This window comes from Rhodococcus sp. DT1 (assembly GCF_049844875.1).
Classification (GTDB): domain Bacteria; phylum Actinomycetota; class Actinomycetes; order Mycobacteriales; family Mycobacteriaceae; genus Rhodococcus.
This window is the reverse complement of record NZ_JBNCLW010000002.1, coordinates 554,288-570,264: the sequence shown is the minus strand read 5'-3', so window position 1 is coordinate 570,264 and position 15,977 is coordinate 554,288. Positions and strand designations below refer to the sequence as shown.

13 protein-coding genes and 1 pseudogene are annotated in these 15,977 nt (G+C 68.1%); 4 read left to right on the top strand and 10 right to left on the bottom strand.

The window, feature by feature from the left end; genetic code table 11:
• Nucleotides 1-105 precede the first annotated feature (105 nt).
• Nucleotides 106-1,911: a hydroxysqualene dehydroxylase gene (locus ACLQ3J_RS06920; protein WP_425902641.1), complete on the top strand. Its 1,806-nt coding sequence runs from the start codon at nucleotides 106-108 to the stop codon at nucleotides 1,909-1,911.
• Between the two features lie 76 nt (nucleotides 1,912-1,987).
• On the opposite strand, the gene ACLQ3J_RS06915 is transcribed toward ACLQ3J_RS06920, so the two are convergent.
• The 6 genes and pseudogenes from ACLQ3J_RS06915 to ACLQ3J_RS06890 form a co-directional block, all read right to left on the bottom strand.
• A complete protein-coding gene (locus tag ACLQ3J_RS06915) occupies nucleotides 1,988-3,574 on the bottom strand; it encodes a 4-coumarate--CoA ligase family protein (RefSeq protein WP_169619392.1) in 1,587 nt (528 codons plus the stop codon).
• 211 nt (nucleotides 3,575-3,785) lie between these two features.
• Nucleotides 3,786-4,112, bottom strand: a pseudogene (locus tag ACLQ3J_RS06910) (transglycosylase family protein); the annotation flags it as partial.
• Nucleotides 4,113-4,486: 374 nt separating this feature from the next.
• A complete protein-coding gene (locus ACLQ3J_RS06905; RefSeq protein ID WP_422425178.1) occupies nucleotides 4,487-5,038 on the bottom strand; it encodes a YbjN domain-containing protein in 552 nt (183 codons plus the stop codon).
• Complete coding sequence (gene mshA, locus ACLQ3J_RS06900) at nucleotides 5,035-6,369, bottom strand: D-inositol-3-phosphate glycosyltransferase (protein WP_169651279.1); 1,335 nt, start codon at nucleotides 6,367-6,369, stop codon at nucleotides 5,035-5,037. The genes ACLQ3J_RS06905 and mshA overlap by 4 nt, the downstream gene beginning before the upstream one ends.
• Nucleotides 6,370-6,451: 82 nt before the next feature.
• A complete protein-coding gene (locus tag ACLQ3J_RS06895) occupies nucleotides 6,452-7,282 on the bottom strand; it encodes an alpha/beta fold hydrolase (protein WP_169619384.1) in 831 nt (276 codons plus the stop codon).
• Nucleotides 7,283-7,287: 5 nt separating this feature from the next.
• Entirely contained in the window at nucleotides 7,288-8,469 is a 1,182-nt protein-coding gene (locus tag ACLQ3J_RS06890) for an MFS transporter (RefSeq protein WP_240951929.1), read from the bottom strand.
• Nucleotides 8,470-8,596: 127 nt separating this feature from the next.
• Here ACLQ3J_RS06890 and ACLQ3J_RS06885 point away from each other — a divergent pair, with 127 nt between their 5' ends.
• Together ACLQ3J_RS06885 and ACLQ3J_RS06880 are read left to right on the top strand one after the other, a co-directional pair.
• On the top strand, nucleotides 8,597-9,370 hold the full coding sequence (locus ACLQ3J_RS06885) for a PIG-L family deacetylase (RefSeq protein WP_296549445.1): 774 nt from the start codon (nucleotides 8,597-8,599) through the stop codon (nucleotides 9,368-9,370).
• Nucleotides 9,371-9,406: 36 nt separating this feature from the next.
• Complete coding sequence (locus ACLQ3J_RS06880; RefSeq protein ID WP_296549444.1) at nucleotides 9,407-10,477, top strand: tocopherol cyclase family protein; 1,071 nt, start codon at nucleotides 9,407-9,409, stop codon at nucleotides 10,475-10,477.
• A 26-nt stretch (nucleotides 10,478-10,503) separates the two neighbouring features.
• Here the strand turns inward: ACLQ3J_RS06880 and ACLQ3J_RS06875 are convergent, their stop codons facing one another.
• The 3 genes from ACLQ3J_RS06875 to ACLQ3J_RS06865 form a co-directional block, all read right to left on the bottom strand.
• Complete coding sequence (locus ACLQ3J_RS06875; protein WP_425902639.1) at nucleotides 10,504-11,814, bottom strand: ROK family protein; 1,311 nt, start codon at nucleotides 11,812-11,814, stop codon at nucleotides 10,504-10,506.
• 305 nt (nucleotides 11,815-12,119) lie between these two features.
• Entirely contained in the window at nucleotides 12,120-12,773 is a 654-nt protein-coding gene (locus tag ACLQ3J_RS06870) for a TetR/AcrR family transcriptional regulator (RefSeq protein WP_425902638.1), read from the bottom strand.
• Nucleotides 12,774-12,784: 11 nt separating this feature from the next.
• On the bottom strand, nucleotides 12,785-13,978 hold the full coding sequence (locus ACLQ3J_RS06865; RefSeq protein ID WP_425902637.1) for an epoxide hydrolase family protein: 1,194 nt from the start codon (nucleotides 13,976-13,978) through the stop codon (nucleotides 12,785-12,787).
• 116 nt (nucleotides 13,979-14,094) lie between these two features.
• Between ACLQ3J_RS06865 and ACLQ3J_RS06860 the strand changes: the two genes are divergently transcribed.
• Nucleotides 14,095-14,844, top strand: a complete 750-nt coding sequence (locus ACLQ3J_RS06860) for an SDR family NAD(P)-dependent oxidoreductase (RefSeq protein WP_169619372.1) — start codon at nucleotides 14,095-14,097, stop codon at nucleotides 14,842-14,844.
• A 20-nt stretch (nucleotides 14,845-14,864) separates the two neighbouring features.
• Here the strand turns inward: ACLQ3J_RS06860 and ACLQ3J_RS06855 are convergent, their stop codons facing one another.
• Nucleotides 14,865-15,911, bottom strand: coding sequence for a UDP-N-acetylmuramate dehydrogenase (locus tag ACLQ3J_RS06855; protein ID WP_425902758.1), 1,047 nt, complete (start codon nucleotides 15,909-15,911; stop codon nucleotides 14,865-14,867).
• Between the last annotated feature and the right edge of the window lie 66 nt (nucleotides 15,912-15,977).

Here is a 15,977-nt window from a genome sequence, read left to right as displayed (position 1 = left end):
CACGGGAGGGCCAATCATCGGCCATATTTGACAACGTGCGTTGCCAATGTCGTCACGGGAACGCACCGCACGGCTGTCGCCGTCGTCGCCGAACTGGGGGGTTCCATGTCCGACGCACGCCTGTCCCGTCGCTCCGTCCTCACCGCCTTGGGTGCGCTCGGCGCCGCCGCCGCGCTGCCACCCGCTGCCGGGGCCGGTCCGCCGGGGGCGAGGGCGCCCCACCCGGTGCGGAGGGCGCCCGCGGTCCATTCGACCGGCCGTCGCGTCGCGATCCTCGGCGGCGGAATGGCCGGACTCACGGCCGCCCACGAACTCGTCGAGCGCGGATTCGACGTCACCGTCTACGAGCCGACGGCACTCGGCGGCAAGGCACGCAGCATCCCGTCCCCCGGCACCGGCAGTGGCGGCCGCCTCGACTTACCGGGAGAGCACGGGTTCCGGTTCTTCCCCGGCTTCTATCAGCACATCCCGGAGACGATGCGGCGAATCCCGTTTCCCGGCAACCCGAACGGAGTGTTCGACAACCTGGTGTCGGGCCCGGCCTTCCGGATGTCGATGCCCGGAGGCCCGGACCTCACCGCACCGGCTTCGATCAGCCCGCTGCGACTCGACGTCTACGATCTCGACTCACTGCAGCAGTCGCTCGGTGCCGCGTTCTCCCTCGGCGGTGCCATCCCCCCACACGAACTCGCGGTGTTCGCACGCAAACTGGTGATGTTCCTGACCAGTTGCCTCGAACGCCGCAACGACGAGTGGGAACACCAGACGTGGTCGCAGACCCTGGAAGCAGACGGCAAGTCGCAGGGCTACCGCGACATCCTCGTCTCCGCGCTGACGCGGCAACTCGTCGCGGCCCGTCCGCAGACGGTGTCGACCCGCACGATCGGCATCATGGGCCAGGCGTTCGTCTGGAACGCGCTGGGGACCGTACCGTCTTACGGGCACCTCGACCGCCTGCTCTCGGCACCGACGAACGAAGCCTGGATCGACCCGTGGGCAGCGCTCCTGCGCGAGCGCGGGGTGAAATTCGAAATGGGCTGGCGTGCAGATCAGTTCGACCTCGCGGGCGGCAGGGTCACCGCGGCCCGGGTTGCGCACTCCTCGGGGAATCGTGCCGTTGCCGACGCCGACTGGTTCGTCGCGGCGATGCCCGTCGAGCGCGCGGTGCCGCTGTGGTCTCCGGCCGTCCTCGACGCCGATCCCCGGCTCGAACTCATGCGCAACCTCACGACGGACTGGATGGTCGGTATCCAGTACTTCCTGCGTGCACCCACCCGAATCGCGCAGGGACACGTGGCCTATCTCGGCACCCCGTGGGCACTCACCTCGATCAGCCAGGCACAGTTCTGGCGAGGGGATTTCGCCGCGCGGTACGGCGACGGGAGCGCCCACGACTGCCTGTCCGTCGACATCTCCGACTGGGACACTCCCGGAATCCTCTACGGGAAAACCGCCAAGGAGTGCACCCCCGACGAGATCGCCCGCGAGACGTGGGTGCAGATGCAGCGCTGCCTCAACGATGTCGGCGAACCCGTGCTGCGCGACGACGACCTCGTCTCGTGGTTCCTCGATCCGGGGGTCCGCTGGAACGCCGCGAGCGGACACAACACCAACGACACGCCGTTGCTCATCAACACCGCCGGCTCGTGGAAGAACAGGCCGGACGCCCACACGGCGATTCCCAACCTGTTCCTCGCCGGCGACTACGTGCGGACGGACATCGACCTGGCCACCATGGAATCAGCGAACGAGTCCGCGCGTGCCGCCGTCTCTGCCCTGCTCGTCGCCTCGGGATCCACGGCGCAACCGCCCGCCATGCACCGCCTGCACGAACCTCCGGAACTCGAGCCGTTCCGTCGCGTCGATGCGGACCGCTTTCACGCCGGGTTGCCGCACATCCTCGCAGGGTGACGAAGGTCCCCGGACAGGGCCCGGACGCAGCGACGAGGGGTCGCACGCGCGTCCGGACCCTGTCCCGTTCCGGTTCCTACGCGGACGGGACGCGCAGATCCTTACGGAGAATCTTGCCCGCGGCAGATTTCGGCACCACGTCGATGAACTGCACCTGCCGGACCTTCTTGTGCGGAGACACGCGCTCGGCGACGAACTCGATCACGTCCTGCTCCGTGAGAGACGAATCGGGCTGCCGCACAACGAACGCCTTCGGAATCTCTTCGCCCTCGTCGTCGGTGACACCGATCACGGCAGCATCCGCGATCTGCGGATGGGTCAGCAGCAACGCCTCGAGTTCGGCGGGCGGCACCTGATAGCCCTTGTACTTGATGAGTTCTTTCAGCCGATCGACGATCCTGACGGCCCCCTGCGCATCCACGGTCGCGATGTCCCCGGTGTGCAGGTACCCGTCCGCATCGAGAGTCTCGGCGGTCGCCTCGTCGTTCTTCAGGTATCCGGCCATGATGTTGGGGCCCTTGCACCACAGTTCGCCAGGCTCGGAGACTCCTTCGCCGGTGGGGTACTCGACTTCCTCACCGGTCACGGGATCGACGATCTTGCATTCCATGTTGGCGACCGCCGGCCCGACAGAATCCAGTTCGGTCTCGTTGTCCGAGAACGGGATTGCGTGCGACACCGGACTCATCTCGGACATTCCGTAACCCTGCCGGACGTTGCAGCCGAGCCGCGCCGCGACCGCACCGCCCAGCGCCTTGTCGAGCGGCGCCGCGCCGGAGAACACGGTGTGGATACTCGAGAGGTCGTACTGGTCCACCAGCGGATGCTTCGCGAGCGCCACCGCGACCGGCGGGGCGATGAACACGTAGGTGCATTTGCGGTCGGCGATGAGACCGAGGAACTCGACCAGGTCGAATTTCGGCATCGTCACCAGCGCTGCCCGATTCGACAAGGCCGCATTGAGGAGCACAGTCATGCCGTAGATATGGAAGAACGGCAGCACCGCCAGCACCCTGTCCTGCGGTCCGATCCCCATGCGCGGATTGATCTGGCACACATTGGCGACCAGGTTGCGGTGTGTCAGCATGACGCCCTTGGGGCGGCCGGTGGTGCCGGAGGAATACGGCAGCACAGCAAGATGCGTCGCCGGATCGAAGCTCACGTCGGGAGCCGCAGCGCGCTCGGCGAGCAGGTCCCTGAGCGACGGATGACCCTCTGCGCCATCGAGAACGATGAGCATGTCGTCGGGGATTCCCACAGCCTTCGCCGCTTCCGCTGCCTGCGGCAGGAGCGGCGAGACCGTCACGAGAGCCTTGGCCTCGGAGTCTTCGAGTTGCTTGACGATGTCCGCGGCGGTGTACAGCGCGTTGATCGTAGTGGCGGTGGCACCGGCACGCAGGATGCCGTGGAATACGGAGGCAAACGCCGGAACGTTGGGTGAGAGCAGGCCCACGACGTCTCCGACCGCGATACCCCGGGCGGCGAGCGCACCGGCGATCCCGTCGACCTGACCGATGAGGGTGCGATAGTCGGTCACGTCCCCGGACGGGCCGTCGATCAGCGCGGGCCGATCGAGATCGGCCTCGTCGATGGACCCGAAGAGGAAGTCGTAGACGCTGAGGTCGGGTATCTCGACGTCGGGAAAAGGGCTGCGGAAACTCATGTGTTCTCCTCCGAGCGGATCTCGAGGGCACGCAGGTGCCGTACCGTCGGGGCAACGATACCGCACGACTGTGAGAGACCTCACAGCAGAATCGTGGCCCTGATCACCGGAAGACACCGAGCCTGAAAAAGGACGAAAAGCCCTGCACGCGAACTATTTCGCGTGCAGGGCTCGTCACAAGCTGGGTTGTGCGCTCTCGATCCGAGGATCAGAGGTACTGGCCGCAGACCGGCCATGCGCCCGGACCCTGGCCCGCGAGCACGTTCTCCGCGATGCGGATCTGCTCCTCACGAGACGCGTTGTGCGCGTAGCCCGTACCGCCGTAGGCCTCCCAGGTGCTCTGCGAGAACTGCAGACCGCCGTAGTAGCCGTTTCCGGTGTTGATCGCCCAGTTTCCGCCGCTCTCGCACTGCGCGACGGCATCCCAGTTACCGGACGCTGCGTTCGCCGTTCCGGTACCCAAGGCGAAGGGGGTGGCGACGAGTGCTGCGGTGGCGGCAACGGTACCGAGGGTGCGCTTGATGTCGAACTTTGCCATGTGAAATGAATCCTCTCGTGGCGTTGCTCGCGAGACGGCATATGCCGGGCAATCCGGTCGGTCGGTGCCGCTCCGGTGATCGCGTGTCTCGCTCTGCCCTGAGCTTGTGAATCCGAACAACCCGCGGGGCAGAAAGCTGCGGCGGGGCCGGTGCGTAACGCCCGTTGATTTCGGGCCTACAACGACGGTAAGCGCTCATCACGGAGCGGTCACGTCGCAGTTTTCTTGCACGGACGTTCAGGAAATTCGGACACAGGAAGGTAACTTCCCAGGTCGAGCGGAAAATGCGCGGCCCGAGGAATCGGGTTCACGCCGCCGTTATGTGTGCAGCGTCACAGAAAGGACCACCGCATGCCTCGCAAAACGGGCGCGGATCACGGCTCGGTGGAGTCGGTTCCGGCCTCGTTGTTGCGCGGTGCGGGGTCGAAAGGAGTACCGGTCTGCTCCTCGATCAGGTGCCGGAACGGCTCCAGATTGCGCAACGGTTCGCCGCGCGAGACGCGCCACTCCCACTCCCGCTTGATCGACGAGACGAAACCGAGACCCACGATGATGTTGAAGTCGTAATCCGCGGCTTCGAGGACCTGTCCGAGTACCGCGTCGAGTTCCTCGGGGGTCACGGCATGCTCGGCGATCCGCCCGACGAGGTAGATGTCGCCCGCTTTGTCGAGCGTGTACGCCACCCCGTAGAGGCGGCGGTTCCGGCGCAGCAGATACCGGAAGACTTCTTCGAAGTTCTCGTCGGGCTTGCGGCAGACGAACGCCTCGACGCGCACGCCATGGTTGCCTGCCGAGAGCAGAACCGTGGTCTTGAGTTTGTTCTCGCCCGGCAGGTCGACGACGACATGACCGCCTTCTTTGCGGGAGAAGTCGATTTCCCGGTCCCGCAAGGTGGATTCGATGCGTTCGATCAACTGCTCGGTCATGCCTTGACTCCCCCGGTGCGCCGCAGCTTCCACAGCCCGCGCTGCCGTCGCAGTGCGTGCTCGCTCGTCCCGAACGCCCGGTTTCGTCTCATGCCTGCCTTCCGGTAGCTGTCGATCAATCCTTCTGCCGTGTGTTCCCAGGAAAAGCCCTCGGCATGCTTCGGCGCTGCGGCCGCGAGAGTTCGCAACCGCCCGGGGTCGCTCACGAGCGACCGTAGGGCCGCCGCCCAGTCGTCGGTGCGGTGCCCGTCGACGAGCACACCGGTCTGCCCGTCGCGGACCGCGACGCCGAGTCCGCCCACGTTCGCCGCGAGCACCGGAACGCCGCATGCCTGCGCTTCGATGGCCACGAGACCGAAAGATTCCGAATAGCTCGGCACCGCAACGAGATCGGACGCGCGGTATACCTGCGCGAGGCGGTCGGCCGGCTGGGGTGGCAGAAAGGTGACACGCGAGGCGATGCCCAGTTCGGAGGCCAGCTCGATCAGCGCATCAGGACGTTCCAGCCCGGTACCGGACGGTCCGCCGACGACGAGCACCCTCAGCGGAAGATCCGGGGCGTCGGCGACGGCACGCGCGGCCGCCCGAAGAAGCACATCCGGCGCCTTGAGCGGCTGGATGCGTCCGACGAAGGTCACGACGGTCTCACGGGGATCGAGCCCGAGTTCCGCACGCGCCGCGTCGCGGTCGCCGGGGCGGTAGCGCGACAGGTCGGCCCCCGGAGCCACCACGTCGATGCGCGACGGGTCGGCCCCGTAGATCCGCACGAGCTGGGCCGCTTCGTCGGCGGTGTTCGCGACCATGCGGTCGGCTTCGGCGACGACCTGTTGTTCGCCGATCTGGCGGGCGGCGGGCTCCGGGGTGTCGCCGGCGGCGAGCGACGCATTCTTGACCGCTGCCAGGGTGTGCGCGGTGTGGACCAGCGGCACGCCCCACCGGTCGCGCGCGAGCCAGCCCACCTGACCGGAGAGCCAGTAGTGAGAGTGGACCAGGTCGTAGTACCCCTGCGGGTGACGCGCTTCCTCGCGGAGCACTCCAGCCGCGAACGCGCACAGCTGGGTGGGCAGGTCGTGTTTGTCGAGGCCCTCGAACGGCCCCGCCGCGATGTTGCGGACCAGGACGCCGGGCGCGGCCTGCTGCACGGCAGGATCCGACGACGACGTGGCCCGGGTGAAGATCTCCACCTCGATACCGCGACGTGCGAGCTGGATCGCGGTCTGCAAGACGTATACGTTCATGCCTCCCGCGTCCCCTGTGCCGGGCTGCGCCAGCGGGGAGGTGTGAACCGAGATCACGGCCACGCGTTGCGGACGGCTGGGCTGGGAGGTCACCCCTCCATACTGCCCTGCGGCAGATCGACGCGAGCAGCGACCTCGTGCACGAGCGCCGTCGGCGCCCCTCCGGGCACTGCCGCTATCGGGACTGCGCGAACCGCGTCACCTCGTCGACGAACCGGTCCGGATCCTCGACGAACGGTCCGTGGCCGACTCCGTCCCAGATGGAGGTGGTCCCGCGCGGCACCAGCGAGGCGACGTGGTGCGCGGCCGAGACGTCGACCACCGAGTCGTCCGAACCGTGGAGCACGAGCACCGGCACCTCGAGGTCCGACAGCAGGTCGTCGTTGCTCACGGTCCGGGCGAACAGCGCGGAGCGAACGCGCGGCGGGGTACTCAGACTCGCGCCGAGCAGGGCTTGCGACGCGACTCCCGTGCCTTCGGCCGCACCGGTCAGGGCGTTCCCGAACGAGCCCAGCGCGCTCACTGCGTCGCGCGGGTCCTCCGACATCGCACCCGGGATCGCGGCACGCATCGAGGGGCCGACCCGCCCGCCCTTCTCGCCGCGGCCGAGGCTCGTGACCGCGCCGACCAGGATGACGGCGGCGACGGCGGCGGAACCGTGCGCAGCGAGATAGTCGCAGATCACGAGGCCGCCGTAGGACCAGCCGAGCAGGAGGGCGGGGTTGCGCTCGGACACGCCCTCCGCGGCGAACACAGCATCGACGTCTCCGGCCCAGGCCTTGCTGTCGTCGTAACCGCGCTCGGGTGCCCCCGAGTATCCGTGGCCGCGAAGGTCCACGGCGATCACCCGGAAGTTCCGGGCGAGCGCGTCGAGGACGCCGTCGCCCCAGCATGTCGAGGACTGCGCCCAGCCGTGCAGGAGCACGAGCGGTGGCGCATCGGCGGGGCCGAACGCGCGGTACACGAGTGGGGTGCCGTCGGCGCTGAGGACTTCGCGGACTGTCATGCGCGTCACTGTATCCGGGACCGCAGATGGATCCCCGTGGCGCAGGCCACAGCGACCAGACCTGCGGCGATACCGACTCCGAACCCCGCGGTGACGCCGACGTGATCGATGACCTGGCCGACTGCCGCCGACCCCAGGGCCACACCGACGCCGAGGCCCGCGACGGTCCACGTGATGCTCTCCGTGAGCTGACGCGCGGGCACGATCTGCTGAGTCAGGGAGGTGGCGACGATCATGGCCGGCGAGATCGCGCAGCCCGCCATCAGATAGAGCACCGCGAGGACGGGAACCGTGCCGGCGAGCAGCAGCGGCCACAGCAGGACGGACAGCGCCGCCGTCGCGATGAGCAACTGCCGTGCCGGCGCGGAATGCGCCACCCGCGACCCGAACACCAGGCCGCTCAGGGCCGAGCCCGTCGCGAACAGCGCGATCACGAAGGTCGCGGCGCCGGGCGCGTCCCGCTCGGCGGTGAACGCGACCGCAACGACGTCGATCACAGCGAAGACCACACCGATCGCGACCATCATCGCGATGATCGCCAGCAACGCGGGCAAGCGGAGCAGCTTGACGCCGGGCGTGTCCGAGCGGTGCCGATGCACGGGCGGTTCGGTCTTTCGCAGCCCCGCGAGGGTGAAGGTTCCGACGAGCAGCAGGATCGCGGCGAGCAGCGGGCCGGCTTCGGGAAACACCGCCACTCCGAGCCCCACCGACAGCACCGGGCCGACGATGAAACACACCTCGTCGATCACCGCTTCCAGCGCGAACGCCGTCCGGAGCCGGGCCGTACCGCCGTACAACTCGGTCCATCGTGCGCGGACCATCGCGCCGATCGTAGGCATCAGACCGGCGGGGAGCGCACACACGAACAGCAACGCGACGGGAGCCTCGAGGCGCACGCCCGCGAGCATTGCGACGATCGCCGTGGCGCTGACGACCGCGGCAGCGGGCAGTACCCGGCGTTGCCCGTGCCGGTCCACGGCCCGCGACACCAGCGGTGTGAACAACGCGTACGACAAGGCGAACACTGCGGACAACGCGCCGCCGAGTCCGTAATTGCCTCGCAGCTGCGAGAACATGGTGACGATTCCGATTCCGACCATTGCGATCGGCAACCGCGCCACGAATCCGGCCGCGCAGAACGCCACCGATCCCGGCGCGGTGAACAACTCGCGGTACGAGCCGCCCAGCCTCTGTGACACGTGTGCTCTCGTTCTCTTCTCTGATGGGATGTCGATATGCCCGGCCCTCGCCGTCCCGGGTCGCTTCCGGCCCGGGTAACCCCACGGAACAGTTATCCGTGCCAGCATTCACGGTATGGGCGTCCTCTTATGCTTTCACGCGCACCCCGACGACGAGGTGTTCACCACAGGCGGTGCGATGCGGCTGGCGGCCGACGCGGGGCACCGGGTCGTACTCGTCGTTGCCACCGACGGTGCACAAGGCGAGCACCCGGACGGGCTGCTCGCCCCGGGAGAGAGCCTCGCCGACCGACGGATCCGCGAAGTCGAACGTTCCGCCGAGGCCCTCGGAGTGTCGCGGCTGGTCACTTTCGGGTACGCGGACTCGGGGATGGCGGGCACACCGGCCAACGATGCCCCCGGCGCGTTCGCTCGCGTCGACGTCGAGGAGGCGGCGGCGCGCCTCGCAGCCGTGATCGAGGAGGAGCGTGCCGACGTGGTGACGATCTACGACCCGAACGGGGGGTACGGGCACCCCGATCACATTCAGGTGCACCGCGTCGGTGTCCGGGCGGAGGCACAGACCGGGCATCACGCCGTGTACGAGTCCTCCATGAACCGTGACCACCTGAAGCGGCTGTTCGCGGCGATCCCCGACATGGCGGAGGGCGCGCGGCCGCCGGACCTCGACGCATTCGGCCTGCCGGAGAGTGAACTGACCACCGCGGTCGACGTGTCCGCAGCGATCGCCGCCAAACGTGCGGCGATGCACGCACACGAGTCGCAGATCGGCGATTTCGGCCCCATGCTGGGTATGAGCGACGAAGAGTTGAGGGCCGCGTTCGGCACCGAATGGTTCCGGCTGCGGGGGGCTCCGCCCGGTCTCCACGAAACTTCGCTTCCACTCTAGAGATACGACGTGCCGTACCGACGAGAAGGAGAACCGATGGAACATCGAGGACGCCGAGCGACGCGTGAGAGCAACAACAGGTCGCTGCTCGAGCGCTATCGTGCGACCGGCGCAGATCTTCCGTTCGGCAACCCCCTCGTCGCGCACGGCGTCGCGATGGAGGGCTACTTCTGGCGGTTCACACAGCCCGACACCGGGCGGGTGATCATCGCACTGTGCGGCGTCAACCGCTCCGACGACGGGCATTGGGCAACTCTGGGTCTCGCCGCGCATCCCAACGGATTCCTGCGTACGACTACGCATCCCGAAGCAGCAGCGGACGTGGCGCAACTGGGAGCGACAGCAGGATCGGCATTCCGTGGTGACCCCGACCGTGTCCTGATGGACCTCGGTGAGGACGGGCGACTCGACGTCCGGATCGTCCCCACCCTCCCCTGGCCCCGGCGCCGATTCGGCGGGTCGAGCGTGTTCCAGACGGTTCCGGCATTGAATCAGTATTGGCATCCGTGGCTTCTCGGCGCCCGCGCCGAAGGGTACGCGGTACTCGGGGACGAGAAGTGGGACCTCGACGGCGCACAGGTCTACGGCGAAAAGAACTGGGGTAAAGGCGGTTTCCCTGAATCGTGGTGGTGGGGACAGGCGCAGGGATTCGCCGATCCCGAGGCGTGTGTGGCGTTCGCCGGCGGCCAGGTGCATTCCGGCCCCCTGCGTACCGAGGTGACCGCCGTCGTCGTGGCGCTGCCGGGCGGACCGGTGGTGCGACTGGGCAATCCCGTGACCTCGCCCGTGCGGGCCACCGTCACGGACGAGACCTGGTCGCTACAGGGACGGAACCGCCGGTGGAGTATCGAGATCGAGGCGGCCTCACCCATCGGATCGGCCCACGTACTCCCGGTTCCGCTGCCCGCCGAGCGGCGCAACGTACCCGGGGCGATCGAACATCTCGCGGGATCGATGAGTGTCACCGTGCGTGAGCGCGGGAAGACGGTATGGTCCGGCGAGTCTCGGCTTGCCGCACTCGAGCACGGCGGTCTCGACCGGGCCCGAGCCGAACTGGACCGGCGGGGAGCGGACTCCGCCGCCACGGACGGACCCCCCTTGCTCTGACGGGCCGTGTGCGAACCGGGTTCGGGTTACCCCGCCGCTCGTCGCATGGCGGCGAGCGGGTCGGAGTACAGCGAACTCAGCGACACCACCCCGGCTGCGTGCGCCTGCACCCGGTTTCCGAACCCCGTGATGCGGATGTCCTTGCGGGGCAGGGTCGACGACCGAGCGAATGCATCGGCGACGTGCGGCACCGCGGCCGGGTACTCGGTGAACGCCTGACCACCGAGGATCACGCGGTCCGGGTTGAACAGATCCCGGAGCATTCCGACGGTGCGCCCGAGGACGGTGGCCCGCTCGACGAGCAGATCGTGGGCGGGCGCCGACCCTGCCCGCGCGAGGCGATACACGGCCTGGACGGTCGTCTCGTCGCCGTCGCCGAGAATCCCGTCGGCGCGCGCCCGTTGTGCGACCGCGTGGTCGCTCACCGTCGCCTCGAGGCAGCCGGTGGCATTGCAGGCGCACGACGCGGACGAGCCGGTGGGCAAGTGCGATATCGACCCGGGCCCACCAGCCGGCGTGTGCACCTTGCCGTCGAAAGTGAGGGCGACGCCGGCCGTTTCCCGTGCGTAGAAGTACAGGCTCGTGCCCTTGAGGTCGGCGGCGTCGCGGTCGCGGGTCAGAAGAAGTTCCGAGGCCGCCATCGCCTCGACGTGTGCGGCGACGGACACCGGCAGACCGAACCCACCCCCGACAACCGCACCGACCCGCGCACCGGACCATCCCAGGCGAGGGTGGTCGGCGAGCCCGGTCACCGAATCGACGCGGCCTCCCAGCGCGACGCCGACCCACAGGGGCGCCCGACGGTGCCAGCGGGCCGCAAAAGCTCTGGCGCTGGCGGTGATCGACGCGAGCGCGAGGTTCTGGTCACCGGTCGGGGTCGGCACCTCGACGGCCCCGATGATGCGCCCGCGCAGATCGCTCGCGACGATGCCCGTGGTCACGGCACCGATGTGGATGCCGACGGTGAGATACCGCTCGTGATCGACCTCGACCGGCACCCGGGGGCGGCCGATCGCACCGGACTCGACGAGGTCGGCGCGTTCGCGGAGCAGGCCCGCGGCGAGGAGCGCCGAGACCTGGCGGTTGACGGTGGCGATGCTCGACCCGGTGACCTTCGCGATGATGTCGCGGGAGATCGGGCCGCGCTGGGCGGCGACCCGGAAGACCGAGGCGCCCGTACCGTCGGCGATCTTGAGATCGGGTGGCACGATCCTGACCTGCTGCGAGGTGCGAATCGTAGTGCGGCTGCGGGCCGGTGCGACGGTGCGCGAACCGCTACGTGGTGCGGACGGGCGCGGAGAGAGAAGTGCGGACGGGGAGAGAGTGGGAGCGCTCACGGCTGTTCCTTGCTGCTGGCCCCGGGCGTGATCGGCATCCGGGAAGGGCGAAAGACGAAGGTCGACGCACCGAATACCGACGACGTGTGGCCACGTCCGGTGAAGAGATCCGTGAGAACGGGATCAGGATCGGCGCGGAGTTACTTTCCGCAGCAGCGACAACAGAGTTCGCGCGCCAGAGGCAGCCGTGATCCCAACGCGGCGGTCACGTATGTGACGCGCGGAGTGGAGGTAGGGCCGACCGACATGGGGTCGAACTTATCGCCCGAACCGGCGGGTGTCCAGTTGTAGGCAGGCCGAACGGTTCACGACGCGCGGCGGGCGTCGTGGGTTTCGTCCGAGACCGGAGCGAGGAGCAACGCCTCCCACGCGTCGACGAGCGCCGTCAACTCGGTCCGTGTCGGGGGAAGCCCGCGCCGGTCGTAATGCGCGAGACGTCCGAGGATGCTGCCGTACACCAGGTCCAGTCGCTGGGTCCCGATGTCGTCCGGAAGGTGCCCGATCGATGTCCGGAGAGCGAGATCCGCATCCCTTCCGGTCGCCCCCGCGCACGGATGCGCGCCGGGTATGTCGCACCAGAACCGGTCGCTGTGCATCAGCCGGTCGAGCAGGGCGACGTAACGGTTGTTACGGCCGATCGTGCCGGCGAGCGGCTTCACGATCGCCCACAACGCATCCCGCGTCGACAACCGGCCCTTCTCCGCGAGCATCTCCGCGAGCAGCGCGGCGCGCTCGGAGTCCACCGAAGGAAGTCGGTGGGTGAACACCGCCAGCAACAGCCCTTCCTTCGTGCCGAAGTAGTATCCGATCACCGACGAGTTGTGCTGGCCGGCGGCCTTACGGATGTCCGCGAGGGTGACCCCGTCGTAACCACGACGCGCGAAGAGTCGTTCGGCGGCCTCTACGAGCCGGATACGGGTCTGCTCCCCCGAGCTGTAACGCCCCCGAGTGGTCGTCATGGGCGCTCACATTAGCGCCGACCCGCCGTCTTCGCAGGTCGGACGCGGGTGGAGGTCAGCGACCGGAAGAACTCACGCATATCCGCAGCCAGCCGGTCGGGTTGTTCGAGGGCGGCGAAGTGGCCGCCGTCGTCGACGTCGACCCACCGGACGATGGTGTTCTCCGTCTCGGAGAAACGGCGGACGCCGACGTCGCCGGCGAACACTATCGCCGCGGTCGGGACGCCGGAGTTCGGCTTGGCTTCACCCCAGCCCCCGTCCCCGCCCTGCGCGTAACCGACATACGCGGCGCTTCCCGCTGTACCGGTGAGCGAGTACAACATCACGTTCGTGATCAGCCACTCCTTGGACACCACCTCCTCCGGAAGTGCCTCACGGGGCCAGGTCCATTCGCGAAACTTCTCGATGATCCAGGCGAGTTGCCCTACCGGCGAGTCGACGAGCCCGTACGCAAGGGTCTGAGGACGTGTTGCCTGGATGGTGTAGTAGCCGGACTGCTCGGTCATGAACTCCTGAACCGCCGCAACCCGGCGCAGTTCGAGTTCGGTCAGACCGGCGAGGTCGTTGTCGTCCTGCACAACGGGGTACGGCCCCGGGCCACCGTTCGTATGAACGCCGATGACCCGGTCCGGTGCCACCCTTCCGACTTCCGGGGACACGTCGGCGCCGAGGTCTCCGCCGTGCGTTCCGAACCGTTCGTAGCCGAGCCGTGTCATGAGTTCGACCCACGTCCGCGCGATGCGGTCCGTAGTCCAGCCACCCTCGGAGGTCGGGCCGGAGAATCCGAATCCGGGGAGCGCCGGAACGACCAGATGGAAAGCATCCTCTGGGTCCGCAGGGTCCGTCAGGAGGGGCGCGAGTCCGACGAATTCGAGCACCGATCCCGGCCACCCGTGAGTGAGCAGCAGGGGTGTCGCATTCTCGTGCCGGGACCTGAAGTGGAGAAACCAGATCCGTTGGCCGTCGATCTCGGTGGTGAACTGTGGAAGCGCATTGATCTTCGCTTCCGCTGCGCGCCAGTCGTATTCGTTGCGCCAATAGCGGACGAGCTCGGCGAGGTAACTCACGGGAACCCCCGTCGACCAGTCGTCGCCCGGCAACGCTGTGGGCAGGCGCGCCCGATCGAGGCGAGAACGGAGGTCGTCGAGGGCGCTGTGGGGAATGTCGATGCGGAACGGGGCGACACGCGTGGTGGAAGTAGTCATGACAAGAGCCTGACCCCTATTCCGGACGATTCCGGTCCTCGTTGCCGCTACCTCCCGAAACCGGCCGTTCCCTGTCCGGCGACCTGCCCGACTCGCACGACATTACGATCGGAGCCATGACCATCTCCCCCGATTCCCGCATCGCCGTCGTCACCGGAGCATCGTCCGGCATCGGCGAGGCCACCGCACGCACCCTCGCTGCCCAGGGGTTCCACGTCGTGGTCGGAGCACGCCGACTCGACCGGCTCGAGCGACTCGCCGACGAAATCGGTGGCACCGCACTCGAACTGGACGTCACCGACGAGGATTCCGTCGATGCCTTCACGACCGTCATTCCCCGTGTCGACGTCCTGATCAACAACGCGGGCGGCGCGAAGGGACTCGCGACGGTCGCCGAAGCCGACGAGGACGACTGGCGCTGGATGTGGGAGACCAACGTCCTCGGCACGCTGCGGGTCACCAAGGCGCTCATCCCCAAGCTCATCGCCTCCGGCGACGGGCTCATCGTCACCATCACCTCGGTTGCGGCGCTGGAGGCGTACGACAACGGCTCGGGGTACACCACCGCGAAACACGCCCAGGCCGTACTGCACCGGACGCTGCGCGGCGAACTGCTCGGCTTGCCCGTGCGCCTGACCGAGATCGCGCCCGGCGCCGTCGAGACGGAGTTCTCCTTGGTGCGCTTCGAGGGCGACCAGGAGCGTGCCGACAAGGTGTACGAGGGGATCACCCCCCTCGTCGCTCAGGACATCGCCGAGATCATCGGCTTCGTGGCGTCACGGCCGTCGCACGTCAATCTCGATCAGATCGTCGTCAAGCCACGTGACCAGGCGAGCGCAGGACGTTTTCACCGCACCACGGAGTAGTCCGGCGGACCGAGTCCGCTTCAGATCTCACAGCCGACGGTGACGGGTTCGGGGTGCAGGCGCACTCCGAACACGTCCTCGACGCGATCACGGATCTGCCGCGCGAGCGCCAGGAGATCCGCGGTCGTCGCGTCGCCCCGATTGGTCAGCGCGAGAGTGTGTTTCGTGGATAAGCTCGCGGGCGCCTCCGGCCCGGGAAATCCCTTCGCGAATCCCGCGCGCTCGATGAGCCACGCCGCCGACAGCTTCGTGCCCCCGTCCGCGGGGTACTGCGGAATACGAACGTCCGGTCCGACGCGAGAAGCGATCGCCTCGAGCACTCCGCCGAGGCGCTCGTCCGGCACGACCGGATTGGTGAAGAACGACCCGGCACTCCACGTGTCGTGGTCGGCCGGATCGAGCACCATGCCCTTGCCGCGCCGCAACCCCAGCACGTGGTCGCGGACCTGTGCCGTGGGTCTGCGTTCACCTTGCTCAGCGCCGAGCGCGACCGAGAGTTCGCGGTACCCGAGCGGTGCACTCATCCCGTCGGCGCGCACGTCGAGTTCGATTTCCAGGACGACGGCGTGGTCCGAGTGCTTGAGAATGCTCGTCCGGTAGCCGAGTCCCAGAGCGGCGGGCTCGACCCACCCGGTCTCACCCGTGCGACGGTCGAGCAGCCGCACCCGGCGCAGGAGCGACCCGACCTCCACGCCGTAGGCACCGACGTTCTGCACCGGTGTCGCACCTGCGGATCCGGGAATCCCCGACAGGCACTCGAGCCCGCCCACTCCGGCGGTCACGGCCGCCTCGACCACGGCGTCCCATACAGCCCCGGCGTCCGCGCGCACCACCGACTCGGTCACGGTGATCTCACCGGTCGCGATGCGCACCACGACACCGTCGAAGCCGTCGTCACCGATCACCAGGTTGGAGCCGCCGGCAAGCAGCAGAACAGGCACCTTCTGCTCGTCGAGGAGGCGGATCATCTCCACCAGCACGTCCGTGGAGGTGCATTCGACGAGGTACTCGGCGGGCCCTCCGAGACGCAGCGTCGTCAAGGTGGACAGCGGTACATGTTCGGAAATCACGGCCCCCGCGTCGGCGAGCCGTGCCCTGAGTCGTGGATCGAGCACCTGCAAACGGTAGCGTGC